General features: G+C 56.5%; 22 protein-coding genes. 18 read left to right on the forward strand and 4 right to left on the reverse strand.

Features of this window, described 5'->3' with window-relative positions:
• Positions 1-225: 225 nt before the first annotated feature.
• A complete protein-coding gene (locus STH12_RS04645; protein WP_126166477.1) occupies positions 226-2,022 on the reverse strand; it encodes a L,D-transpeptidase family protein in 1,797 nt (598 codons plus the stop codon).
• A gap of 238 nt (positions 2,023-2,260) precedes the next feature.
• Between STH12_RS04645 and STH12_RS04650 the strand changes: the two genes are divergently transcribed.
• Positions 2,261-4,201, forward strand: coding sequence for a propionyl-CoA synthetase (locus STH12_RS04650; RefSeq protein WP_237158747.1), 1,941 nt, complete (start codon positions 2,261-2,263; stop codon positions 4,199-4,201).
• A gap of 182 nt (positions 4,202-4,383) precedes the next feature.
• Positions 4,384-5,919: an NADP-dependent phosphogluconate dehydrogenase gene (gndA, locus tag STH12_RS04655; RefSeq protein WP_126166478.1), complete on the forward strand. Its 1,536-nt coding sequence runs from the start codon at positions 4,384-4,386 to the stop codon at positions 5,917-5,919.
• Between the two features lie 66 nt (positions 5,920-5,985).
• Here the strand turns inward: gndA and STH12_RS04660 are convergent, their stop codons facing one another.
• The gene (locus tag STH12_RS04660; RefSeq protein ID WP_126166479.1) at positions 5,986-6,867 is read right to left on the reverse strand and encodes a 1,4-dihydroxy-2-naphthoate polyprenyltransferase; all 882 of its coding nucleotides are present in this window, start codon (positions 6,865-6,867) and stop codon (positions 5,986-5,988) included.
• 222 nt (positions 6,868-7,089) lie between these two features.
• On the opposite strand from STH12_RS04660, the gene STH12_RS04665 reads away from it, so the two are divergent.
• The 5 genes from STH12_RS04665 (at position 7,090) to ompW (ending at position 11,151) form a co-directional block, all read left to right on the forward strand.
• On the forward strand, positions 7,090-7,986 hold the full coding sequence (locus STH12_RS04665) for an SDR family NAD(P)-dependent oxidoreductase (RefSeq protein ID WP_126166480.1): 897 nt from the start codon (positions 7,090-7,092) through the stop codon (positions 7,984-7,986).
• A 65-nt stretch (positions 7,987-8,051) separates the two neighbouring features.
• Complete coding sequence (gene tesB, locus STH12_RS04670) at positions 8,052-8,921, forward strand: acyl-CoA thioesterase II (RefSeq protein ID WP_126166481.1); 870 nt, start codon at positions 8,052-8,054, stop codon at positions 8,919-8,921.
• A 50-nt stretch (positions 8,922-8,971) separates the two neighbouring features.
• Positions 8,972-9,340, forward strand: a complete 369-nt coding sequence (locus STH12_RS04675) for a YbaY family lipoprotein (RefSeq protein WP_418856603.1) — start codon at positions 8,972-8,974, stop codon at positions 9,338-9,340.
• A 2-nt stretch (positions 9,341-9,342) separates the two neighbouring features.
• Positions 9,343-10,011 (forward strand): nucleotidyltransferase family protein, encoded by a 669-nt coding sequence (locus STH12_RS04680; RefSeq protein ID WP_126166482.1) that lies wholly within the window; start codon positions 9,343-9,345, stop codon positions 10,009-10,011.
• 495 nt (positions 10,012-10,506) lie between these two features.
• Positions 10,507-11,151 carry an outer membrane protein OmpW gene (gene ompW, locus STH12_RS04685; protein WP_164551145.1) on the forward strand — a complete coding sequence of 215 codons (645 nt, stop codon included), beginning with the start codon at positions 10,507-10,509 and terminating at the stop codon, positions 11,149-11,151.
• Between the two features lie 166 nt (positions 11,152-11,317).
• Here ompW and STH12_RS04690 read toward each other — a convergent pair whose 3' ends face one another.
• Positions 11,318-12,070: an SDR family NAD(P)-dependent oxidoreductase gene (locus STH12_RS04690; RefSeq protein WP_126166484.1), complete on the reverse strand. Its 753-nt coding sequence runs from the start codon at positions 12,068-12,070 to the stop codon at positions 11,318-11,320.
• 121 nt (positions 12,071-12,191) lie between these two features.
• On the opposite strand from STH12_RS04690, the gene STH12_RS04695 reads away from it, so the two are divergent.
• From STH12_RS04695 to STH12_RS04745, 11 genes are all read left to right on the forward strand, one after another.
• Positions 12,192-12,602 (forward strand): YbaY family lipoprotein, encoded by a 411-nt coding sequence (locus STH12_RS04695; RefSeq protein WP_126169420.1) that lies wholly within the window; start codon positions 12,192-12,194, stop codon positions 12,600-12,602.
• A 53-nt stretch (positions 12,603-12,655) separates the two neighbouring features.
• Positions 12,656-13,606 (forward strand): homoserine O-acetyltransferase MetA, encoded by a 951-nt coding sequence (gene metA, locus STH12_RS04700; RefSeq protein ID WP_126166485.1) that lies wholly within the window; start codon positions 12,656-12,658, stop codon positions 13,604-13,606.
• 251 nt (positions 13,607-13,857) lie between these two features.
• Positions 13,858-15,036 carry a thiolase family protein gene (locus STH12_RS04705; protein WP_126166486.1) on the forward strand — a complete coding sequence of 393 codons (1,179 nt, stop codon included), beginning with the start codon at positions 13,858-13,860 and terminating at the stop codon, positions 15,034-15,036.
• Between the two features lie 113 nt (positions 15,037-15,149).
• The gene (locus STH12_RS04710; RefSeq protein ID WP_126166487.1) at positions 15,150-16,643 is read left to right on the forward strand and encodes a CoA-acylating methylmalonate-semialdehyde dehydrogenase; all 1,494 of its coding nucleotides are present in this window, start codon (positions 15,150-15,152) and stop codon (positions 16,641-16,643) included.
• 114 nt (positions 16,644-16,757) lie between these two features.
• Entirely contained in the window at positions 16,758-17,915 is a 1,158-nt protein-coding gene (locus STH12_RS04715) for an acyl-CoA dehydrogenase family protein (RefSeq protein ID WP_126166488.1), read from the forward strand.
• A 71-nt stretch (positions 17,916-17,986) separates the two neighbouring features.
• Positions 17,987-18,760 (forward strand): enoyl-CoA hydratase, encoded by a 774-nt coding sequence (locus STH12_RS04720; RefSeq protein WP_126166489.1) that lies wholly within the window; start codon positions 17,987-17,989, stop codon positions 18,758-18,760.
• 36 nt (positions 18,761-18,796) lie between these two features.
• Complete coding sequence (locus STH12_RS04725; protein ID WP_126166490.1) at positions 18,797-19,903, forward strand: enoyl-CoA hydratase/isomerase family protein; 1,107 nt, start codon at positions 18,797-18,799, stop codon at positions 19,901-19,903.
• 92 nt (positions 19,904-19,995) lie between these two features.
• Positions 19,996-20,895, forward strand: coding sequence for a 3-hydroxyisobutyrate dehydrogenase (gene mmsB / locus STH12_RS04730; RefSeq protein ID WP_126166491.1), 900 nt, complete (start codon positions 19,996-19,998; stop codon positions 20,893-20,895).
• 15 nt (positions 20,896-20,910) lie between these two features.
• Positions 20,911-21,669, forward strand: coding sequence for an SDR family oxidoreductase (locus STH12_RS04735; RefSeq protein WP_126166492.1), 759 nt, complete (start codon positions 20,911-20,913; stop codon positions 21,667-21,669).
• 234 nt (positions 21,670-21,903) lie between these two features.
• Positions 21,904-22,128, forward strand: a complete 225-nt coding sequence (locus tag STH12_RS04740; protein WP_126166493.1) for a hypothetical protein — start codon at positions 21,904-21,906, stop codon at positions 22,126-22,128.
• A gap of 52 nt (positions 22,129-22,180) precedes the next feature.
• On the forward strand, positions 22,181-24,223 hold the full coding sequence (locus STH12_RS04745) for a S9 family peptidase (protein ID WP_126166494.1): 2,043 nt from the start codon (positions 22,181-22,183) through the stop codon (positions 24,221-24,223).
• 72 nt (positions 24,224-24,295) lie between these two features.
• Here the strand turns inward: STH12_RS04745 and STH12_RS04750 are convergent, their stop codons facing one another.
• Entirely contained in the window at positions 24,296-24,685 is a 390-nt protein-coding gene (locus tag STH12_RS04750; RefSeq protein WP_126166495.1) for a MerR family DNA-binding protein, read from the reverse strand.
• Between the last annotated feature and the right edge of the window lie 260 nt (positions 24,686-24,945).

Consider the following 24,945-nt stretch of genomic DNA (forward strand, 5'->3'; position numbering starts at 1 on the left):
TGTTTCAATTGCAAGCAAGATATATGAAGTTTACGTAAAGGTAAAGCTGGTGTCATGGTGGTGTTTGGCTTTTTCATCCCGCCACTGTCAGCGTGGGCTTACATGGGCTTGCCGTGACTGACGGCCCCTTAAACTGAGCGAAACCTTAGCCGCCAATCGCGGTGGCGCAGGATTTGAAATAATCAGGGCGCCTTTTGGCGCCCTGAAAGTTGTTGAGGTTTTAGGTTACAGCAGGTTTGGATCGCCTGCGGCGGCAATTCTGGAGTGACGCTGACCCAGCAGCGCGTCGGCCACAGCCTGATCGCGCTTGTAAATATCTTTATAGAACTGAAGCTTGCCGTCACGAGTCTCGGCGGTCCAGTACATGATCAGGATATCCAGCGGCTCAGCGAGGAAGATTTGCTTGGTTTGCCCGGATGCCAGCGACTGATTAAGGCTGTCCGGTGACCAGTTGGGGGCTGGCGACATTAATCGTTCTGCCAGCACCAGTGGGTCTTTTACCCGAATACAGCCGTGGCTGAAGGCGCGGTCTTCCTGACTGAACAGGCTTTTGGCCGGGGTATCGTGCAGGTAAATCGAGTGAGCGTTGGGGAAGATAAACTTGATTTGCCCCAAGGCGTTATTCTCCGACGGCTGTTGTACGAACCAGTAGGGGAAGCTTCTTGGGTTAACCGTTTGCCAATCGATACCACTGCTGTCGGCCGGGGCGCCCGAGGCGGTGCGCAGCACGAAGTTTTTCTTTTGCAGATATTCAGGGTCTTTTTTCAGGTGCCAGATGATTTCGCGGCTGATGGAGCGCGGCACAGTCCAGGTGGGGTTGACCACCATGTATTTGAGGCGCGACTTGAACAGCGGCGTTTTTGAACTCACCTTGCCGATAATGATGTCGGTTTCCCAATCGAGGCGATTTTCACGAAACAGCTTCAGCTGGTAACCGGCCAGATTCACAATCAAAAAGTCAGACGACAAGTCAGCCGACAACCAGCGGGCCCGCTCAAGATTGACCTGAATTTGTTTGGCCCGCTCGGCAAAAGGCACGTTTAAGGCCGCCATGGTGCCCTTGCCAATAACGCCGTCGGGTTTGAGTGAATGGCTTGCCTGGAACTCTTTCACCGCTTGCAGCAGTTCGCTACTGAGGGTTAAGGCTGAGGAGGTGCTGGCAGTGGTGCTATTTGCAGCAGTATTGGTTTGCGCATCCGCATCTTTGGTCAGATAGCCAAGCAGCGTTAAACGCTCGGCAATGGCAGCAAGGCTGGGTGATGGTTTGCCCGGACGTATGGTGGCGTCAAGGGGAATAACCGCAAAGGGCTGGTTCGCCGCCAACGTTTGCATGCGTTTTAAGTGCGCCTTCATATCACGGTAAGGCTGATACTGGGGCCGCAGGGTATCCAGCGCCTGTGCCAGCGACTTTTCCCGCACATGGCGGTCTAGCTCCTTGGCCAGATAACCAAAATTAACCGTGACTTCTTCATAGTTCCAGGTGCGACCCAGGGTTTGCGGGTTTACCTTGCCGTTCATCAAATGGGTGCCCAGGGTGATGATGCCGTCGGTGAGCAGCAACTCATATTCCAGCGCCTTGCTGTCATCGTTTTGCAGCGTCTTTAGCAGTTCTGCATGGTAATCGGCAGGCAGCAGGCCATCATCGGCTGCGCCATCCAGAATGCCAATGGCTTCGCGGCTGTAGTCAGGGTCGGTCCACAGCGGTGCGAACTGACGATTCTGATAAAAGCGTACCAGCAGTTCGGGGCTGCCGAGCACTGCGGCGCCCAGGGTATCTGACTCGCCCAGGCTGATGGGTTCGAGCAGCTGCGACAGCTTCAGCGCGCTGCCGCTGAGTGGCATGGCTGATGGCGCTTCGGTTGGCGTGCCGGCTTGCTGGGTATTTTGTCGAACGTTTTCTGCGGCAGTGGCGGAGGCGGTTTGTGCCTGCTCCAGTGCATACGCTGTCGGCAATGCGGCTGTGTTGGCAAGCAGTAAAGCAAGCACGGCTGGCAGCAGCTTGGCTGAGTGTCTTCTGATCATCTTGAGGTGTCTTCCGTGAACAAAGTGTCAGCAAAATCCTAACCTTGGCGCAGGATCTCTTCAACGTTTGTCCGTCAGGGATCCTGCTTTCGTCACAGCTTGTCAGGCAATAGTTTCACAGTTTTGTGGTGCCCTAGGCTTTTGTCTAATGGGGAAGCGGCTATCGGCGCGCAATAATGCAGTCAATAAGGAAGGGACCTTACGGCCTCAGCGCCACTCCAATTTGGAGAATAAAACAATGACAACGATAACAAGCACGAGCACCGGCAAGCCTATTGACGATCCCGCTGAGGCACTGCGTCTGGCGGCGAGAGACAATCCAACCGACTATTGGCGCCAGGCGGCAGCCCTGGTCGACTGGCACAAAACGCCCGGCACCATTCTCGACGACAGTCAGGCGCCGCTGTACCGCTGGTACACAGACGGTGAAATCAACACCTGTTATAACGCGCTTGACCGTCAGGTCGCTGCCGGTCGCGGCGCGCAGACTGCGTTTCATTACGTCAGCCCTGTGACCGAAACCGAATACTCCATCAGCTACGATGAGTGCCTGGCGCAGGTAAAGCGCCTGGCGGGGCTGCTGGTTTCCCAGGGCGTCAAGGCGGGCGATCGGGTGGTGATCTACATGCCCATGGTGCCCGAAACTGCCTATGCCATGCTGGCTTGCGCGCGCATTGGCGCCATTCACTCGGTGGTATTCGGCGGTTTTGCCGCCAATGAACTGGCGAGCCGGATTAACGATGCCAAGCCGGTGATGGTGTTGTCGGCCTCTTGCGGTGTAGAGCCTTCCGGGGTAGTAGCCTATAAGCCACTCTTGGATGCCGCTCTGGATCAGGCGAGTCATAAAGTCAGCAAGTGCCTGATTTTGCAGCGCCCTCAGTATGAAGCGGCGCTGCAGCAGGGACGCGATCTCGATTGGCAGCAGTCGGTGGCCAGTGCGCCGGATGCCGATTGGGTGCCGGTGAAATCCACCGATCCCCTCTACGTGCTGTATACGTCCGGCACCACAGGGCAGCCCAAGGGCGTGGTGCGGGATAACGGAGGCCATGCGGTGGCGCTCGCCTGGTCTATGCGTTACATCTACGACATAGAGCCCGGCGATACCTTCTGGGCGGCGTCAGACGTGGGCTGGGTCGTGGGTCACTCGTATATTGTCTATGGGCCGCTGATAGCGGGCGCCACCTCCATTTTGTATGAAGGCAAGCCAGTGGGCACGCCGGATGCCGGTGCCTTCTGGCGCACCATTAAAAAGTACGGCGTTAAGAGCTTCTTTACTGCGCCTACCGCCATTCGCGCTATCAAGCGGGAAGATCCAGACGGCCTGCAATGCACCTCGGTGGATCTGAGCTGCCTTAAACAGATGTTCCTGGCCGGCGAGCGCTGCGATCCCGACACCCTGGTGTGGGCGCAGCAAATTCTCGGCAAGCCGGTGATTGACCACTGGTGGCAAACCGAAACCGGCTGGCCTGTGGCTGCCAACCTGATGGGGATTGCCCAAACGCCCATTAAACCGGGCTCTCCGGCGCGGCCAGTGCCCGGGTATCTGGTGGATGTGGTGGATGAAGCCGGCAACAGCGTCGGCGCGGGCGAGTACGGCAATGTGGTGATCCGCTTGCCGCTGCCGCCGGGCACCTTGCCAACCCTGTGGCAGAACGACCAGCGCTATATCGACAGTTATCTGTCCATGTACCCTGGCTGTTACCTCACCGGGGATGCCGGTTACATGGATGAAGACGGTTATCTTTACATCATGAGCCGTATCGATGACGTGATAAATGTGGCCGGTCACCGTTTGTCTACCGGACGCTTTGAAGAAGTGCTGTGTCAGCATCCCGCCGTGGCCGAAGCGGCTGTGATTGGGGTGGAAGACAAGCTCAAGGGCCAGTTGCCACTTGGACTGGTGGTACTTAAAAACGGGGTGGATATCAGCGAAGAGCAGCTTAACAAAGAGCTGGTGGCGCTGGTGAGAAGCGAAATCGGCCCGGTGGCTGCCTTTAAACTGGTGAGCGCCATTCCCAAATTACCCAAGACCCGCTCAGGTAAAATTCTGCGGGCGACCATGCGCAAGATTGCTGATAATCAGGAATATGCGGTGCCCGCCACCATTGAAGATCCGGCCACGCTGGAGCTGGTGCGCAACACCCTGACCCGCATGGGCTATGGTGACGCCAGGGTCTGACGACCCATTTGATGGAAAAGCCTCTGATATCTTCAGGGGCTTTTTTATTGCTAAGGTCGTCATTTAGCAACAGTTTTACAGTGCATTCCTATGCATTTTCCGGCCACAGCTGTAATTCATTTACCAAAGTAGCTATAATCCGCGGCGAATTCTGCCTCTTTCTGTACCCGTGGAATATATAAATGCAAAACCACACCCAATTGCACGACATCGGGGTCATTGGCCTGGGTGTCATGGGCAAAAATCTTGCCCTCAATATCGCAGACAACGGCTATCGCGTGGCTGCCTTTGATTTGGACGGCGCCAAGGTGCGCGCAGCTGTGAGTCAGTCTGCCGCCGAAGTCGCCGCCAAACCGGCCCACAGCAACGCTACTGAGATCACCGGTGTCGATAGCCTCAAGTCGATGCTGGCCTGCTTAAGCTCTCCGCGTTTACTGCTGCTGTCGGTTCCTGCCGGCGCGCCGGTCGATGGCGTATGCTCAGCGCTGATGGATGCCGGCATCAAGCCGGAAGACATAGTTATCGACACCGGCAACAGCCTGTGGACCGATACCGTTAAGCGTGAACAGGACTACGCTGGCCGCTTTGTGTTTTTCTCTTCAGCCGTATCCGGCGGTGAAGTGGGCGCCCGTTTTGGCCCCTCTTTGATGCCGTCCGGTAAAAAAGAGGCCTGGGACAGGGTCGCACCTATCTGGCGCGCCATCGCCGCCAAGGTCGACAACGCCACAGGTCTGCCCATTGAGCGCTTCGAGCCGGGTAACCCTGTGCTGGAAGGCGAGCCCTGTACCGCCTACATAGGCCCTGCAGGCAGCGGTCACTACGTAAAGATGGTGCATAACGGCATAGAATACGCCGACATGCAGCTGATTTGCGAAGCCTACCATTTGCTCTCGGACGTGCTGTCCCTGTCTGCCCAGGAAATCGCTGCTATTTTCGAGCGTTGGAATCAGGGCAAGCTCAACAGCTACCTGATGGGCATCAGCGCCGAAGTATTGCGCCAGCCCGACCCTGTGACCGGCAAGCCGCTGGTGGAAATGATTTTGGATAAAGCCGGCCAGAAGGGCACAGGTTTGTGGACTGCGGTCAGCAGCCTGCAAATCGGCACCCCGGCGCCGACAATTGCCGAAGCCGTTTACGCCCGCGCTCTGTCTAACCAAAAGGCACTTCGCAGCGAGCTTGCCAGCCGTCTTGGCGGCGCTGAGCCGCTTGAAGGCGTTGATGCAAAAAGCTTTATTGATGAGCTGGAACAGGCGCTCTACTGCGCCAAAATTTGCTGTTATGCCCAGGGCTTCCAGCTGATGGCCATGAATGCCGCCGAGCAGGGCTGGGAGCTGGATTTTGCCGCCATTGCCCGTATTTGGCGTGCCGGTTGTATTATCCGCGCCACCTTCCTGCAGTCCATCACCGAAGCCTATGAGGCCGAGCCAAAACTTGCCAACCTGATGATGGCAGAAAGCTTTGCCGGGGCACTGGGTGAGGCGCAGCAGTCGTGGCGCCGTCTGGTGTCCAAGGCGGTACTGGCCGGTGTGCCTTCGCCCTGCATTACCTCGGCGCTGGCGTACTATGATGGTTACCGCCGCGAAACCCTGCCTGCCAATCTGTTGCAGGGTCAGCGTGACTATTTCGGTGCCCACAGCTTCGAGCGTATTGATACCCCGGCCGGGGAGAAATACCACCTCAACTGGAGCAGCGCCGAACGCGACCTGATTAAGCTCTAAGCTAAACGTCAGATAAATAAAAAGGCTTCCCTCGGGAAGCCTTTTTTAATTCGCACTGGCCAGCTATCACGCCTGAACGGGAATAAGTAAGCCAACGGAAAAGAGCACGCTGAACACCAGAGTCAGGCGAGCAGTGCGGCCAAGCAGTGGGTTTAAGGCGCCGCCGCTGATTTCGCTGAATTCCCGCGACAGGCGTCTGGCAATCACAATCGACAGTCCGGCCAGCAGCACCGGCCAGCCCGGCAGAATGCCCATCAAAAAGCTGCCGATAATAAGTCCAAATGGCAGATACACCAGCGCCTGATACAGCACCCGTGACTGGGCTTCGCCGATGCGAACGGCCAGCGTGCGCTTACCTGCCTTGGTGTCGGTGCTGATATCACGGGTGTTATTGACCAGCATGATGGCGGCGTTAAAAAGACCAATGGCCGCCCCCAAAATCCAGGCGTCTACCGAGGTGGTACCAGCCTGCAGATAATAGCTGCCGACCACGGCCACCAGGCCGAAAAACACAAAGGCGGCGACTTCACCAAGACCATGTGAGGCGAGGGGGTAGGGGCCGCCGCTGTAACACAGGGCGCCCAGAATCGATGCTGCCGCCAAAATGGCAATGGGCCAGCCGCCGTGCCAAATCAGCACAGAACCTACCGCCAGCGCTGCCAAAAGCGAGGCAATCATGGCGGCCTTGACCCTGGCCGGAGCAATCAAGCCACTTTGGGTAACCCGCACCGGGCCGAGGCGCTCTTCGGTATCCACGCCGCTTTTGAAATCGAAATAATCATTGGCCAGGTTCACGGCAATTTGCAGCAGCAGCGCGCAAATCATTGAAGCCACGGCAATAAGCACACTGAAACTGTCCAGCGTCAGCGCCAGGGTGTTGCCCACCAACAAGGGGCCGACGGCGGCCGGTAAAGTACGGGGTCTGATAGCAAGTAACCAGGGATTCATGACGTCCTTAGGCTGATAAAACACAAAACTGGCTAAGGATACCAAGAAATGCCACGAAAGTTAGCACAATCGAAATCACGCATTTACCAGACTGGGAGAAGGCGCACAGCAGTCGCTGGGCCAAAGTGAGAATTTGCCAGCATTGTCAAAGTTTTCCAACGTACGCTGTGCTTTATTTGAACGAGCGTTTACAAGGATTTCAGATGTTGGGGGAAAGCAAAGATGCGATTCGACAACCAGTCGGCCCTGATCTCGGGCGCGGCGTCCGGGCTTGGGCGGGCCTATGCATTGGCGCTGGCCGAAAGAGGGGCGCGGCTGTTTCTGGTGGATACCCTGCAAAGGGAGGCGCCGGAGGTGCATGGGTTGCTGCGGGCGTTAACATCGGCGGGCGCCAGTGCCACTTATCTTTGCGTGGACGTCAGTGATGAGGGCGGGCTGTGCACCCTGTTTGCTGATATCGAGCGCTTGACCGGTGGTATCGACCTTTTGGTCAACAACGCCGGTATTCATACCCATGGCGCGTTCGAGCACCTGACTCCAATCGAATTTCACCGTCAGCTGCAGGTGGATCTCTGTGGCAGTTTTGCGCTGACCCACGGCTTGTGGCGCGGCATGATGGACAGGGGCTACGGCCGGATTGTGATGACCACAGGAGTCAGTGCCCTCTATGGCGACTTGCATCAAAGTGCCTTCGCCTGTGCCAAGATGGCGCTGGTGGGGCTGGTCAACGGTCTTGCTGCTGAAGGGCTGCCGCGCAATGTGATGGTCAATAGCCTGTGCCCTCTGGCCCATACCCAGATGACCGAGGCCCACCTGGCGCCGCAGGTTAAACCGCTGTTCTCCAAAGAAATCATTACCGCCGCTTTATTGTTTCTACTCGGTCCCAAAGCGCCCTGTGGCCGACATCTGCTTGCCGCCGGTGGCAGTGTCAGCGAGCTTTGCATTGGTGAGCATAGCCACAGGTACTTTGATTCCGACTCCCGCACCCCCGAAGCCATCGCCGCCCACTGGGGGGAGATTGCTTCGGCTTGGCCCATCCACAAACACGCCAGCGGAGAAGATCAAATCCTCGCCTGGGCGAGGCGCACCGCCCATGAGCAGGGCATAAAGCTGGAATGAGACTCGCCAGCGGCGGGCGGTTTTTGTTACTCTGATGGCAATTGACCTTAAATCAGAGAGATAACATGAGCCAGGTGTTAAACGACCTCCTGTCTTTGCTGACGCTGGAACCCCTCGAAATTGGCCTTTATCGTGGCCAGAGCCAGGATCTGGGCTTTGGTCATGTGTTTGGTGGCCAGGTAATGGGTCAGGCCCTGAGCGCCGCCCGCGAAACCGTTGACCCCACTCGAAAAGTGCATTCGCTGCACAGCTACTTTCTGCGGGCGGGAGATGAGTCTTTACCCATTGTTTACGACGTGGAAATTATGCGCGATGGCGGCTCGTTCAGCGCCCGTCGGGTGAAGGCGATTCAAAAGGGCAGGCCGATTTTTTATATGACCTGTTCGTTCCAGGCGGAAGAAGAGGGCTTTTCCCATCAGATAAGCATGCCGGAGGTACCTGGGCCTGAAGGGCTGTTAAACCAGCAGGAACTGGCGGTGACCTTAAGAGACAAGATCCCGGCGAAAATGCTGGAAAAATTCATGGCCGATGCGCCGATTGAGATGCGCATTGTCGACCCCTGCAGCCCGGTTGCGCCGCGCTCCCGTGAGCCGGTGCGTCATGTGTGGCTGCGTGCCAATGGCAAGGTTGAGGGCGGCAGCCATGTGCACGATGCGCTGCTGGCTTATGCGTCCGACTTTAATTTTCTGGTTACTGCGGCCCAGCCCCACGGCGTGTCTTTCCTCACGCCCGGGATGCGCATGGCGACTATCGATCATGCCATGTGGTTTCATCGGCCCTTGGATATGAACGATTGGCTGCTGTACAGTATCGACAGCCCCAACGCCAGTGGCGGCCGGGGTTTTGTGAAGGGACATTTTTTCAATCGCCAGGGTGAACTGGTGGCATCGGCGACCCAGGAAGGGCTGATGCGGATGAAACAGGAAACAAAGTGATGTTGAAGTCTATGTTCAGGCCAGCAGCCAGGCTGGTCTCTGTATTTGCCATGCTGCTGACCCTTGGCAGCCTCAGTGGCTGTGTGACAGTGGAAGAGCCCAAGCCGGTTATCATTAACGGAGCCGCGGGCTATCTGGAGCGGGTGGCGTTGCCACCAAACAGCGCCATTACCATCGCTGTTATCGATTTGGACACCCCCGGGGTTATCTTCGCCCAGAAGACCTTTAACGTGGTGCGCGCGCCAGTGCCTTTTAAGTTTATCCTGCCGCCGGAAACCATAGATCCCAAGGTTAACTACGGGGTGGTGGCACTGATTAAGCACAACAATCAGGTGATTTTCCAAACCTATGACCGCTTCCCGGTGATCCACAACAATAAGTTCACCACCGAAGTGGTGATGAAGCAGGTGAATAACTGAGTATGACCCACGCCCTTGAGGCCAGGCTTGGCGCTATTTTACGGGCCGATCCCAGGCGTCTTGCCTGTCTCGAGATTGCGCGGGAGGCCTGCCTTGCCGAGGGGATAAACGACTATCTGCTGGCGGCAGGCTTTGTGCGAAATGCCGTGTGGGACCACTTGCATGGCGCTGCCCACTCGCCCCTCAATGACGTCGACCTGATTTTTATGGGCTCGCCGCAGTCTGAAGACGGCGCGCTTAACGCCGAGAGTCCAAGCGATGGCAATAGCCAAACCGCAAAGCATCAGGAGCAGCGGCTGCTGTTGGCACTCAAAAGCGCAGCTCTGACCCGGAGCCGGGCGTCAGCAGCGAAAGTCCCTGATAACCGAACTGCCGCCATTCCCTGGGAAGTTAAAAATCAGCGCCGCATGCACCTGAAGCACGGCGATGCACCCTATGGGTCGCTGATGGCTGCCATGGCCGCCTGGCCTGAGCAGGAAACCGCGGTGGGGGTGAGGCTAAACCCGGATGGTGAGCTTGAGTTTCAATCTGCCTGGGGACTTGAGTCCTTGTTTGCCCTCAAGCTGACACCTGCGCCCGGGCGGCCTCTGGCCGTATTCCATCAGCGCCTGGCACAGAAGGACTGGGTAAGGCGCTTCCCCAGACTCACGGTCGATGTTGCTGCGGGCTAAATAAATATCCCCTTACTGCTGAGTGAATGACTCCGGCGCGCCGCGCTTGCACATTTCGTTTGCACAGTTTGTTTGTATAAGTCGTTTGCATAAGCCTTTTGCATAAGCCTTTTGTATAAGTTGCTTGCACAGGTCTCCTGCGCCTCCCACCCGTGCTTTTCACTGCCCTGCATTTATCCGCTGCTGCATTGCTCTGACAACCCAAACGCCATGTTGCCGCGCATGGGTTATCGACAGGGCTATCGAACAGGCAATCGAACAAATTATATGAAACATCATGTTGTATAAGGGCTTTTCAGGTCATCAGGCAGCAAAATCAGTCAGACATTTTGGCTTGATTGTGTGAGCTGGATCGCGCGGATGATACCCAGAATGGGGTATCAGGCTTGGGCGTTGATTTGGATCAAGAAAGTTAACGTCATCGTCTGGCAGGCTAGGCCCCAATTGTTACGGATGTAACTGAAAATAACAAAGCCCACGTGGTTAATGGAGTAAATGATGAAGAAATCTTATCTGTCTGGTCTGATTGCCGCCTCCCTGCTGTCTGTTGTTTCTGTTTCTGCCATGGCGCATCAGGCTGGTGATATCATCGTTCGTGCCGGTGCTGTGACTGTTGCCCCTGAAGAATCAAGCCCTGTGGTTGCCGGTGTAGCCGAGTTTGGCGTAAGCAACAACACTCAGCTGGGTCTGAACTTCGGCTACATGCTGACCGACAACTGGGCTATCGAGCTGCTGGCCGCTACCCCATTCAGCCACGATGTGTCTCTGGGCGCGCTGGGCAAAATCGCTGAAACCAAGCACCTGCCACCAACTCTGGTTGCTCAGTACTACTTCGGCAATGCCAACTCCGCCTTCCGCCCATACGTGGGTGTGGGTGTGAACTACACCAACTTCTTCGATAATGAATTCACCAACGATCTGGATGGCGCCCTGACTGATCTGAGCCTGTCCACCTCTATCGGTTGGGCTGCTCAAGCCGGTTTTGACTACAGCTTCAATAAGAACTGGATGCTGAACGCTTCTGTATGGTATGCCGACATCAGCACCGACGTGAAATTCAACATGGGTGGCGAAGCACAGTCTGTGAAGACTGACATCAACCCATGGGTTTACATGGTGAGCGTAGGTTACAAGTTCTAAGGTTTTCCCTTCCCTGCAAACCTTGGAGAAAAAAGGCGCCGATGGCGCCTTTTTTGTGTTTGTTTTTCCGAAGGAAAAGGACCAGGGCCATTCGCTGCGAACCCTGCCATGTATCTATCTACTTTAAGCACACGCAGAGCAAGCACGGGACTTATTCGCGCCTTCCTTAGTGCTTACCCTTTTTCTTCCAGTGGCGGGTGTTGTAGATATACTCGGGCAGCAGCCGGGTAAGCCAGGCCACCAGCGCCCAGCGGCGGGTGATATAGGCCCGGCGCTTGCCTTTTTTAAGTGCCCGGATGATTTGCGCTGCCACCTTGGGGAGTGGCGGCAGCCAAAACTGGCTTTGTTGCATCGCCGCTTTATCCAGCAAGCCCATTTGCAGATCTGTGATGGTAATCGGCAGCTTCAGCCGCTGGGCATGCATCGATAGGCCCTCAAGGTAATTTTGCGCAAAGGCCTTGGAGGCATGGTAAGCCACTGCCGGGCCGCCACGCTGACCGGCGATGGAGTTAATCGCCCCCAACTGGCCGTAACCTTGTTCGCGAAGTAATCGAAAGGCCGTATTGCAAATCAGCGCAAAGCCCTGCACGTTTACCTTGATGATATCGGCTTCCATTTGCCAGGGCAGATCCGGGTGGTAGCTGTTGAGGCCGGTATTGACCAGCACCAAATGGGCGCCGCCAAGCTGTTGCCACAGGGATTCAATGGCGTGGGCAGCGGCCTCTGGTTCAGTGATAGGCAACGCAGCCACAGTGATATTGGCTTGGTTTTGTTCTGCGAGTGAACCGATAAAGTCGTTCATGGCGTCGGGGTCCGGCACCAACAGACCCAGGCGGGTGCCTTCCTGTGTGAGCTGGATCACCAATTCGCGTCCAAGTTGTGAGCTGGCGCCCACAATTATCGCAGTTGCTTGAGTCATAAAGTATTTTTGCCGTGAACTGAGGCTAACATGATAGGGCTAAAGCCACAGGTGAACAAGATTCAATAATGGATGTATAGACATCCGGAAGTCTTGATGTATGATCTGGGAGGATCCAATGATGAAGAAATGGTTACTGAGTGCCGCCTTGCCAATGGCTGCCATGATAGGGGCAGCAGGGCTGACGGGTTGCGCCTCCACTGAAAACAATGTGGAGATCAGTGGCAGTGTGTGGTTTCGCGAGCGTATCGCGCTGCCGCCGGAGTCTGTGCTCACGGTACAGGTGCAGGATGTATCCCGTATGGATGTGGCTGCCGAAGTGCTGGGTGAGATGGCGGTAACTGTGCAGGCGGTGCCAAAGGATTTTCTGTTCGTGTTCAAGCGCGATCAGTTTAAGCCTGGGCACACCTACGCCATAGGTGCACGGATAACCAAAGACGATAAGCTTTTGTTTATCAACACACAAAGCTACACAGTGGATCTCAATCAGCCCACCGGTATGTCGGTGATGCTGGAGAAAGTAGGGCGCTGAGTCGGGGTAACCGGCAGCGGCGCCCGCGGATTTAATCAATCGAGAGGCGCGGTATGCCGGTTAAGATCCCAGATAACCTGCCAGCGGCAGAAATTCTGTCAGCTGAAAATATCTTTGTGATGTCCGAGACTCGGGCGGCCAATCAGGACATACGTCCGATGAAGGTGCTTATTCTCAATCTGATGCCCAACAAGATTGAGACTGAGACCCAGCTGCTGCGTCTGCTTGGCAACACGCCTTTGCAGGTGGATGTGGACTTGCTGCGTATTCACGACAAAGAGTCCCGCCACACATCCATCGACCATATGAACACCTTCTATCGCGACTTTGAGGATGTTCGTCACAAGAATTACGACGGTCTTATCATCACAGGTGCGCCCCTGGGGCAGCTCGATTTCGAAGATGTGACTTACTGGGACCATATTCGTGAAATCATCGACTGGTCCCAAAGCCACGTGACCTCAGTGCTGTTCCTGTGCTGGGCTGCCCATGCCGGGCTGTATCATCTGTATGGCGTTAAGCGGCAATTGCTTGAAACCAAACGCTCCGGTGTCTATGTTCACACCCGAAGCTGTGAGCATCATCCGCTGCTGCGCGGTTTCGATGAAGAGTTTTTCGCGCCCCATTCCCGCTATGCCGAAATTCCGGTAGCCGAGCTGCATGCCCACCCTGAGTTGCAGGTGCTGGCCGAATCTGAAGAGGCCGGTGCCTATCTGGTGCTGAGCCGTGATAATCGCAATCTGTTTGTGATTGGTCACCCCGAATACCAAAAATCCACTTTAAGTGATGAATATCATCGGGATTTGGCTGCCGGTATCGACCCGGAAGTCCCCAGAAATTACTTTCGCAACGACGACCCGACCCAGACGCCGGTGGCCCGCTGGCATGGCCATGGCAGCCTGCTGGTAAGCAACTGGCTCAACTACTATGTGTACCAGTTGACGCCCTATGATTTATCGGACATGAGCGCCATTACCCCTTGGGAAGAGGGCGAAAGGTCCTGATAGATAAACAAAAAGGCCGGTATTCACCGGCCTTTTTGTTTATCTGCTCTCCTTAGCTGCGACACAGCAACCCCGGGTGTAAATCCAGAGTGACAAAGCCGCTGCCAGAAAAAGCGCCATCTTAGACCAATTTCCACTTGCTTTACGTTCGCGTAAACGTCACATTCAATGCATCGGGTCGCAAACTGCGACAGCAATCACATTTGCCCGTTGTTTTTGAATAGGGCACGACAAGCAATTGGAGTCAGAAAATGAGCGTATCGGATATCGTCATTGTCGCGGCAAAGCGTACTGCCATGGGCGGTTTTCAGGGCAGTCTGTCAGAGGTGGCATCACCCAAACTCGCCGCCACCGCAGTGAAAGCCCTGCTGGATGACACTGGCCTTGACGGCGCCAAAGTCGACGAGCTCCTGATGGGCTGCGTACTGCCCGCAGGTTTGGGTCAGGCGCCAGCGCGTCAGGCCGCACTGGGCGCAGGTCTGCCGCTGTCAGTGGGCGCCACCACAGTTAACAAGGTGTGTGGCTCTGGCATGAAAACCGTGATGCTGGCCCATGACCTTATCAAAGCAGGCAGCGCCAATGTGGTGATTGCCGGTGGTATGGAAAGCATGAGTCAGGCGCCATACCTGCTCGACAAGGCCCGTGGCGGTATGCGCATGGGCCATGGCAAGGTGCTGGATCACATGTTCCTCGATGGCCTTGAAGACGCCTACACCGGCGGCGCCATGGGCACGTTCGCCCAGAAAACCGCCGATGACTACGGTCTGACCCGCGAGTCGATGGACGCCTTTGCGTTAAGCTCACTGGAAAAAGCCAATGCCGCCATCAACTCAGGTGCCTTTGAAGCCGAAATCGTGCCCGTGACTGTGTCCAGCCGTAAAGGCGATGTGGAAGTGAAAGTTGACGAGCAGCCAGGCAACGCCCGTCCCGAAAAAATTCCTACACTGCGCCCAGCCTTTGCCAAAGACGGCACCATCACCGCCGCCAACTCATCCTCCATCTCCGACGGCGCCGCCGCACTGATGCTGATGAGCCGTGACCAGGCCGATGCTCTGGGGCTGACGGTACTCGCCACCATCAAGGGCCACAGCACCCATGCCCAGGAGCCCGCCATGTTCACCACAGCGCCGGTTGGCGCCATGAACAAGCTGCTCTCAAATGTGGGCTGGAGCAAAGATGAGGTTGATTTGTTTGAAATCAACGAAGCCTTCGCCATGGTGACCATGCTGGCCATCAGCGAACTTAAGCTCGATGCCGCCAAGGTAAACGTCAATGGTGGCGCCTGTGCCCTTGGTCATCCTATTGGCTGTTCCGGCGCCCGGGTACTGGTGACGCTCATTTACGCCCTCAAGGCCCGAGGCCTCAAGCGCGGCGTGGCCTCTTTGTGCATCGGCGGCGGCGAAGCCACTGCCATGGCCATCGAAGTGTAACTATTCAGGACTCTTGCAAGCAGCAATCAACAAGACACCAGGAGCGAGCGGGCGCAGCCATTCATAATTCCTATAAGGCGCGCCGCGACCTCTGACCCTCAAAAGGAAGCGATATGACCACACAAGTTAAGCATTACATCGATGGCGAGTTCACCCTGGGACAAGGTGAGCGGGTAATCACAGTCACCAACCCGGCCAACAATCAGCCGATTGCCCAGGTGCGCTGTGCCAGCGATGACGAAGTGCATGGCGCCATCGCCAGTGCCAAGGCGGCGTTCCAAAGTTGGAAGGAAGTGCCTGTGTCTGAGCGTGCCCGGGTGATGCTGCGCTATCAGGCGCTGCTCAAAGAGCACCACGACGAACTGGCCACCATTCTTGCCAAGGAAACCGGCAAGACCTTCGAAGATGCCAAAGGCGATGTGTGGCGCGGCATTGAAGTGGCCGAACATGCCTGCAATATTGCCTCCTTGCTGATGGGCGAAACCGTGGAAAACGTGGCCCGTAAAATTGACACCTACTCCTACACCCAGCCGCTGGGCGTATGCGCCGGTATTACCCCATTTAACTTCCCGGCGATGATCCCGCTGTGGATGTTCCCGCTCGCCATCGCCTGCGGTAACACCTTTGTGCTCAAACCTTCCGAGCAAGACCCCATGACCCCGCAGCGTCTGGCCGAGCTGTTTGAACAGGCAGGAGCCCCCAAGGGCGTGCTGCAACTGGTTCATGGCGACAAGAGCGCGGTGGACATTCTGCTGACCCATCCTGACATCAAGGCCATCTCCTTTGTGGGTTCAGTGGGTGTGGGCCAGTACGTGTACAAGACGGGTACCGATAACTTAAAGCGGGTGCAGGCGTTTGCCGGTGCCAAGAATCACTGCGTGATCATGCCGGATGCCAACAAGCAGCAGGTGATCAATAACCTGGTGGGCGCCTCTGTGGGCGCAGCCGGTCAGCGCTGTATGGCGATTTCGGTGGCCGTATTTGTGGGCGCCGCTAAAGAATGGATCCCTGAGCTCAAAGAGGCGCTCGCCAAGGTGCGTCCGGGCCTTTGGGACGATAAAGACGCAGGTTACGGCCCGCTTATCAGCCCTGCCGCCAAAGAGCGGGTGCTGAAACTTATCGCTCAGGGCAAGGCCGAGGGCGCCGAGTGTCTGCTGGATGGCTCCGATTTCACCGTTGCAGGCTATGAGTCCGGCAACTGGGTTGGCCCGACCATGTTCGACAAGGTCACCACCGACATGAGCATCTACAAAGAAGAAATCTTCGGCCCTGTGCTCTGCTGTATGGAAGTGGACGAGCTGGAAGAGGCCATTGAGCTGGTGAACAAGTCGCCCTACGGCAACGGCACCTCCATCTTCACCGCCAGCGGCGCCGCCGCCCGTAAATACCAGCACGAAATCGAAGTGGGTCAGGTGGGGATTAACGTGCCTATCCCTGTGCCGCTGCCGTTTTTCTCCTTCACAGGTTGGAAGGGCAGCTTCTACGGCGATCAGCACGCCTATGGCAAGCAGGCGGTGCGTTTCTTTACCGAGACCAAAACCATCACCTGTCGCTGGTTTGAAGACGATATTCCCCATGGCCCCAATATGACCATCGCCCTGCGCTAAGCGCCGGGGTTGGTGCAGACCTATCAGACAACAAGACAGCAACTTAAAACAGGCAGGCCGGCGTTATCGCCGGCCATCACATGAAGTGACCCCAGAGTCACGGGAGCAGTCAAGATGGATTTCAATTTAAACGAAGATCAACGCCAGTTCGCCGAACTTGCCCGCCAGTTCGCCGCAGATGAGCTCACTCCCTTCGCCGGTAAGTGGGACGAAGAACATCATTTCCCGAAAGACGTTATTCAAAAGGCCGGTGAGCTGGGTTTTTGCTCACTCTATTCCCCCGAGTCCGAAGGTGGCATGGGCCTGTCACGGCTCGACTCTTCCATCATTTTTGAAGAGCTTTCAAAAGGTTGTACCGCCACCACCGCCATGCTGACCATTCACAATATGGCCACCTGGATGGTGACGACCTGGGGCACTGAAGCGTTTCGCGCCGACTGGTCCGAGGCTTTGACCACAGGTGCCAAGCTCGCGTCCTACTGCCTCACCGAACCCGGTGCCGGCAGTGATGCCGCTTCGCTTACCACCAAGGCGGTGCGTGAGGGCGACGAATATGTGATTAACGGCAGCAAGATGTTTATCTCGGGCGCCGGTGCCACCGAGCTTCTGGTGGTGATGTGCCGCACCGGCGAAGCCGGTCCCAAGGGCATTTCTGCCATCGCCATTCCCGCAGATGCCGAAGGGGTGATTTACGGCAAGGCCGAAGACAAGATGGGCTGGAATGCCCAGCCGACCCGCCTTATTACCTTTGAAAATGTACGGGTGCCGGTGCAAAACCTGCTGGGCGATGAAGGCCAGGGCTTTACCTTTGCCATGAAGGGCCTGGATGGTGGCCGTATCAATATCGCTACCTGCTCTGTGGGCACGGCCCAGGCCGCCCTTGAGCGCTCAATTGCCTATATGAACGAGCGCAAACAGTTCGGTAAGCCGCTGGCTGCCTTCCAGGCGCTGCAGTTCAAGCTCGCCGACATGGCCACCGAACTGGTGGCTGCCCGTCAAATGGTGCGTCTGGCCGCCTTTAAACTCGACAGTCAGGACCCTGAGGCCACCGCATACTGCGCCATGGCCAAGCGTTTTGCCACCGACATCGGCTTTGCGGTGTGCGACGCCGCACTGCAAATTCATGGCGGCTATGGTTATATCCGTGAGTATCCGCTGGAGCGTCATTTCCGCGATGTGCGGGTGCATCAAATTCTGGAAGGCACCAACGAGATCATGCGCCTTATCATCTCCCGTCGCCTGCTGGACGAAAACGCCCACGACATTCTCTGATTTGCCAGTGACTTTGACTGAATAGTAATGTCGACTGAATAGAGACGTCGAAAGAATAAGGAATTATTGCCATGGCTTTTTTGATTGAACGTATCGAAGGCAACACCGCCATTCTCACCATCAGCAACCCGCCGGCCAACACCTGGACCCGCGAGAGCCTGAATGAGTTGAAGGAAAAGGTACTCGAGCTCAATGACAACAACGAGATTTATGCGCTGGTGCTGACCGGCGAAGGGCAGAAGTTCTTTTCCGCTGGCGCCGACTTAAAACTCTTTGCCGATGGCGACAAAGGCAACGCCGCCACCATGGCCAAGGCCTTTGGTGAAGCGTTCGAGACCTTGAGTGCGTTTCGTGGTGTATCCATCGCTGCCATCAATGGCTATGCCATGGGCGGCGGCCTGGAAGTGGCGCTGGCCTGTGATATCCGCATCGCCGAAATTCAGGCGGTGATGGCGTTGCCGGAAGCCACAGTGGGCCTGTTGCCCTGCGCCGGTGGTACCCAAAACCTGACTGCGCTGGTGGGCGAGGGCTGGGCGAAGCGAATGATCCTCTGCGGCGAGCGTATCGATGCTACCAAGGCACTGAATCTTGGACTGGTGGAAGAAGTGGTGGAGACCGGCGAAGCGCTCGATGCCGCCATCGCCCTGGCCGCCAAGGTTGCCAAACAAAGTCCCTCTGCCGTGGCCGTGTGCAAAAAGCTTATTCAAAGCGGTCGCAGTATGCCGCGCACCCAGGCGCTGCCAATCGAGCGTGAACTTTTTATCGGACTTTTTGATACCGAAGATCAGGCCGAAGGGGTGAATGCCTTCCTCGAGAAGCGTGCCGCCGTATGGAAAAACCGCTGAGGCCATGCCTTGGACGCTGACACGCAAGGAGACAGCATGACACAGAAAGTTGTTTTTCAGACTCTGGGCACCGTCTCAGGCAAGCAAATTGGTGTGGCCACCCTCAATGTGGAGGCCGCTCTCAATGCGCTGGATTTAGATATGGTGCGGGCCCTGAATGCTCAGCTGAAGGCCTGGCAAACTGATGATGACATTGCCATGGTGCTGCTCGACGGCGCCGGTGAGAAAGCCTTTTGCGCCGGTGGCGATGTGCGGGCGCTGTATCAGGCCAGCAAAGAGGCCCCCGGAAGCGTCGATACCCTGGCCAAGGTGTTTTTTGAAGAGGAATACCGCCTCGACTATCTTATCCATGAATTCGGCAAGCCCTTTATGGTGTGGGGTGATGGCATAGTGATGGGCGGCGGCCTTGGTCTCATGGCCGGTGCCAGCCACCGTATTGCCACCGAACGCTCCCGCATCGCGATGCCGGAAATTACCATCGGCCTTTACCCCGATGTGGGCGGCACCTTCTTTTTGGCCCATATGCCAGAGAAAATCGGCCTGTTCCTGGGGCTGACGGCATTTCAAATGAATGGCGCCGATGCGCTGTTTGCCGGTACTGCCAATTATCTGCTTGGCAGCGACGATAAAGAGCCACTGCTCGACGCCCTTGCTGAAGTCATGTGGGATGAGGATGCCAGTGCCAACCACGGCCGTTTGTCAGCAGTGCTGTGTGCCCGTGAGGTGCCGGCGCAGGAGAGTTTCCTACAGACCCACCACGAGACCATTGCGGCCCTGTGTGAAGGGGAGCTGACTGACATTGTCCAGCGCTTCAAGGCGCTCGATGAAGAGGGTGCGCCGCACTTTATGCGTGCCCGTGACACCTTCCTGGCTGGCAGCCCCTTAAGTGCTCATATCATCTGGCATCAGGCGATTATCGGTGATGAGTTGCCGCTGGATGATTGCTTCCATTGGGAGCTGGGTGTCAGCGTTAATTGCTGCGCCCATGGCGATTTTGTCGAAGGGGTGCGTGCGCTGCTGATAGACAAAGACCGCAATCCCAAGTGGCAGTTTGCCGATGTGGCCTCGGTGCCCGAGGATGTGCTGGAGCGGCTGCTGACCTCTCCCTGGCAGGGCGGCGCCCATCCACTGGACAATCTGTAATATCGATTTAAACCCGCAGGCTAAACTAAGCGGCGGATGTTTTCCCAAGGGGCGTATGACGCACCGGGGTGATGATTTCAAGGAGTGAGTGTATGGCAAACGTAGCGTTTATCGGCCTTGGTAATATGGGTGGCCCTATGGCGGCCAATTTGCTGAAAGCCGGCCATCAGGTGAAGGTATTCGATTTAAATCCCGCCGCCGTTGAGGCTTTGAAGGCTCAGGGTGCGGGCAGCGGTGATTCTGCACAGGATATCGCCAGTGACGCCGATGTGGTGGTGAGCATGTTGCCTGCCGGTAAGCATGTACGCGGCCTCTACCTGGGTACAGATGCAGCTAAAGGGTTGATTGAGGTGGTGAAAGCAGGTTGTCTCTTGATAGACTGCTCCACCATAGATGCCGACAGTGCCCGGATTGTGGCTGAGGCTGCTGCTGCCAAGGAGCTCGAGTTTATCGATGCGCCTGTTTCCGGCGGCACAGCAGGCGCGGCGGCGGGCACTCTGACCTTTATCTGCGGTGGCACCGATACCGCATTTGAGGCAGCCAAAGTCGTGCTGGGCAACATGGGCGCCAATATTTTCCACGCTGGTGGCCCTGGCGCCGGTCAGGTGGCCAAGATTTGTAATAACATGCTGCTGTCGGTATTGATGGTGGGTACCAGCGAGGCTCTGTCGCTGGGGATTGACCATGGGCTCGACCCCAGGGTGCTGTCTGACATCATGAAAGTGTCCAGCGGCGGCAACTGGACGCTGGAAAAATACAACCCTTGCCCGGGTGTGATGGACACAGTGCCATCATCCAAGGGCTATCAGGGCGGCTTTATGGTCGACCTGATGGTGAAGGATTTGGGGCTGTCCCAGGAAGCGGCGCTCAGCAGCCAGTCAAGCACCCCCATGGGCGCACTGGCACGCAGCCTGTACGTTTCCCATGCCCGCGCCGGCAACGGCAAACGGGACTTCTCAAGCATTTTTGAACACTTTGCCAAAGGCGAGTGAGCCTAAGGATACAAGATGGAATTGAAGGATAAGGTAGTGGTCATCACCGGCGGTGCCGGTGGATTGGGCCTGGCCATGGCCAAAGACTTGGCCGCTCACGGTGCCAAGCTGGCACTGATTGATGTGGATCAGGAGCGCCTCGAGCGCGCCTGCGCCGATATTGGCGATGCCACTGAGGTGCAGGGCTATGCGCTGGATATCACCGACGAAGAAGATGTGACCGCAGGCTTTAAGTACATTCTTGAAGACTTTGGCGCCGTGCATGTGCTGATCAACAACGCCGGTATTCTGCGTGACGGCATGTTGGTGAAAGCCAAAGACGGCGTAATTAGCGATCGCATGTCGCTGGAGCAGTTCCAGTCGGTGATTAACGTTAACCTCACCGGCACCTTCCTGTGCGGCCGTGAAGCGGCCTGCGCCATGATTGAAACCGGTGAGGGCGGGGTGATTGTCAATATCTCCAGCCTGGCGCGTTCCGGCAACATGGGTCAGACCAACTACGCCGCCTCCAAAGCCGGTGTGGCCACCATGGCCGTAGGCTGGGCCAAAGAGCTTGCCCGCCACAATATCCGCGCTGCGGCAGTGGCACCGGGCGTGATTGCCACCGAGATGACCGCCGCCATGAAACCCGAGGCGCTGGAGCGTCTTGAGAAGCTGGTGCCGGTTGGTCGTTTGGGGCAGGCAGAAGAAATCGCCTCCACCGTACGTTTCATCATCGAAAACGATTATGTGAACGGCCGGGTATTCGAAATCGATGGCGGCCTGCGTTTTTAAGCGCCAAGCCGGGGTGAGGCCTTCGCAATGAGGCTGCTCACCTGATGAAAGCCTTCGGCACCTGATGTCCCCGGACGCAGGTGCCGTTATTTTTTGTCATACTTTATTTTCAGCGATAACGTTGACATCAGCTTGGCCAAATTGAACAATGCCGGGTGAAATTCGACGTAGAATCGTCTTGAAAAGCAAGGCGAAAGCGCTTGCACTGGGTCATTGTTCTAGGGCTTAAAGCAGATGTCGAGGTTGGAAAACTACACCAGAAAGATGATGCTCTGGGTAGGTTATGCTGGTGTTGTCGTGATTTACGGCGGTTTTCTTTATCTGCTGCTCAGCGGCAGAGATACCCGGGTGATCCCCTGGTATTTTTTATTGTCGCCCTGGGTGTGCGTGTATTTTGGCCTGAGCGACAAACAGCAAAAAGATGTAGTGGGCTGGTTTCTAACTAAATTCAAACGCTGACCGGCCCGGTGTTTATACTTCGCTAAGCGAAGACTTGGGGGGAAGCACAGACATGAGGCTCAGTACCGGGCAGCGCCTGATGGCGTTTCTGCTGACATGGCTGATTTTGGGCTGCGAGCCGAAGCAAGAGCCGGCTGCGCCTGTCAGTGCTGAATTCGAGCCGGTTGCGGCTCAATATGGTACCTGGGCATCGCCGTTGTTGGCTGCTGACGTCTATGCCAGCTCCGATGAGCTGCTGGAACTCAGAGCCGTTGGTGACCTCATTTATTTCTCCCTGTTTGACGGCAACAGCGGCACCACCACCATTCGGCGGCTGGAAAACGATGGTAAGGTCACCGCGGTAGTGCCCGATGGCTTTGATGTGGGCAGTCGGGTACACGAATACGGTGGCGGCGATTTTCTTGGCATTGGCCAGAGCCTGTTTGCGTCTGCCAAGGGCGATCAACTCTTTTACCGCTTCGCCCCCAATCAGCCACCCCTGGCACTTACCCCCAATGGCACCCGCCATGGCGACTGTATTTCCTACCCCAAGGGGTCGCGCATTATTTGTGTGCGCGAAGATCACCGCAAGCCCGGCACCCCGGTGGCGAGTTTGGTCACCATTAACCTGAACTTTGCCGGAGAAGGCGACACCTTCGTTGAGGGCCATGATTTTATCAGCTCGCCAGCCATCAACAGCGATAACAGTCAGTTGGCCTGGCTTACCTGGGAAAACCCGGCCATGCCATGGGACAACACCCGCCTGTGGCTTGGTGAGCTTGACCGCAAAGGGCGGCTGCACAGCCCCAAAATTGTCGCTGGAACTGAGGGCAACGTAGCCATTACCCAGCCGATGTTCGGCCCCGATGGCCGTTTGTATTTTATTGCCGACTATGACGACTGGTGGAACCTTTACCGCTTGGGAGAGGATGGCAAGCCTGAGCTGCTGCTGAAAAAGGCGGCGGACTTTGCCGGACCTGCCTGGCGTCTCGGTGAGCGCAATTACGCCTTTGAAGTCGACAATAACATCATTGCAAGCTACATCCACAATGGTGAGGCGGGGCTTATCCGCTTGCACCTGGATACCGGCGCCGCCGAAGACATTGCGGTGGACTTCGGTGAAATCAAACAGCTGACCGGTGGCCGTGACGGCGTGTATTTCATTGGCAACAAGGTCACCACTGAGAAGGGCATCTACCGGGTCAGTGGCCGCGGCGTGGAGCTGGTATTTACACCGGAGCTGGCCGCCCTCGATCCAAGGTACATTTCACGGGCGCAAAGCATCAGCTTTGCCACCGGCGACAATATGCGTGCCTGGGGCTACTTTTACTGGCCACGTAATCCATCATTTAAAGGGCTGGTAGACTCACGTCCGCCGCTGTTGGTGAAGCTGCACGGCGGCCCCACTGCCAAGGCGAGCCTTGCTTATCGCAGCGATATTCAATACTGGACCAGCCGCGGCTTTGCGGTGCTGGATTTGAATTACCGCGGCAGCAGTGGCTTTGGCCGCGCTTACCGCCAATCCTTGTATGGAAACTGGGGCAAGGCCGATGTGGACGATGCCATCAATGCCGCCCGCTTTTTGGTGAATAAAGGCTGGGTCGATGGCAGCCGGATGGCAATTACCGGCTCCAGCGCCGGCGGCCTGACCGTGCTTTCGGCACTCGCCTACGACGGCACCTTCAAGGCCGGGGTGAGCCGCGCGGGCATAAGCGATTTGGAGCTGCTTGCCGGAGAAACCCACAAGTTTGAGAAAAACTACCTTGATCAACTGATTGGGCCAATTGCGACCCACAGAGATGTGTACCGTCACCGCTCGCCTATTCATCAGCTCGATCATCTGAACAAGCCATTGCTGCTGTTGCAGGGGCTGCAGGATACTGTGGTGCCGCCCAATCAGACCCTGGACATTCACAAGGCGCTGGTGAAAAACCGGGTGCCGGTGGCGCTTTTGACCTTTGCCGATGAAAACCACAATCATTGGAAAGATGGTAACCTTATCAAGGCATTGGAGTACGAGCTCAGCTTCTATGGCCAGGTATTTGGTTTCAGCCCGGCCGACACCTTACCGGCACTCAATCTGCAAAACCCAGAACCTGTGCCCGTCAGCCCTTAAGCCGCTGTGCATGAAAGAGGCTGTTCATTTACGCTACCGAGCAATCAAGCAGCTGAGATATCAAGAAACGGCTCAGGTGTCGGTGGCAAGTGAGGCCAGAATAGGGCAGTTGCTTTGCTCGCCGCCCTGGCACTGCGAAACCAGTTCACCAAGCTGTTTATGAAGCGCCTGCATACGGCGGATTTTGTCCGCCAGCGTGCTCAGGTGTACTTCCGCCAGCGCTTTCACTTCGCCGGCGGCCCGTGCCGGATTTTGCTGCAGTGCCAGCAGGCTGCGACATTCATCAATGGAGAACCCCATTTCACGGCACTGATGCACAAAGCGCAGGCTCTCCAGCGTGGCCTTGTCATACACCCGATAGCCGTTGTCACCACGGTTGGCCGTTACCAGCCCGATATCGTGGTAATAGCGAATGCTTTTTACGCTTAGCCCTGTGACGCGGGCCACGTCGCCAATTTTCATCTGTTTTCCCTCTTCGGCAACCCATAAAATGTCTGCTGCATTTTTGTGCTTGACTCTCCAGTTACTGGAGACTTTAACCTGAAGCCAACTCGAATTCACCTGCAAACTCAGTTTCGGTTGCAAGTTCGCCTAAGGAGCCTATATGAACAGCGTACATCTCACCGTGCCCGGTATGAAATGTGGCGGCTGCGGCAAAAAAATCACCTCGCTGCTGGCCACAGAAGGCTGGCAAATACACACAGATCCCGCCGGTAAGCGGC

Source organism: Shewanella khirikhana, from assembly GCF_003957745.1.
GTDB lineage: Bacteria > Pseudomonadota > Gammaproteobacteria > Enterobacterales > Shewanellaceae > Shewanella > Shewanella khirikhana.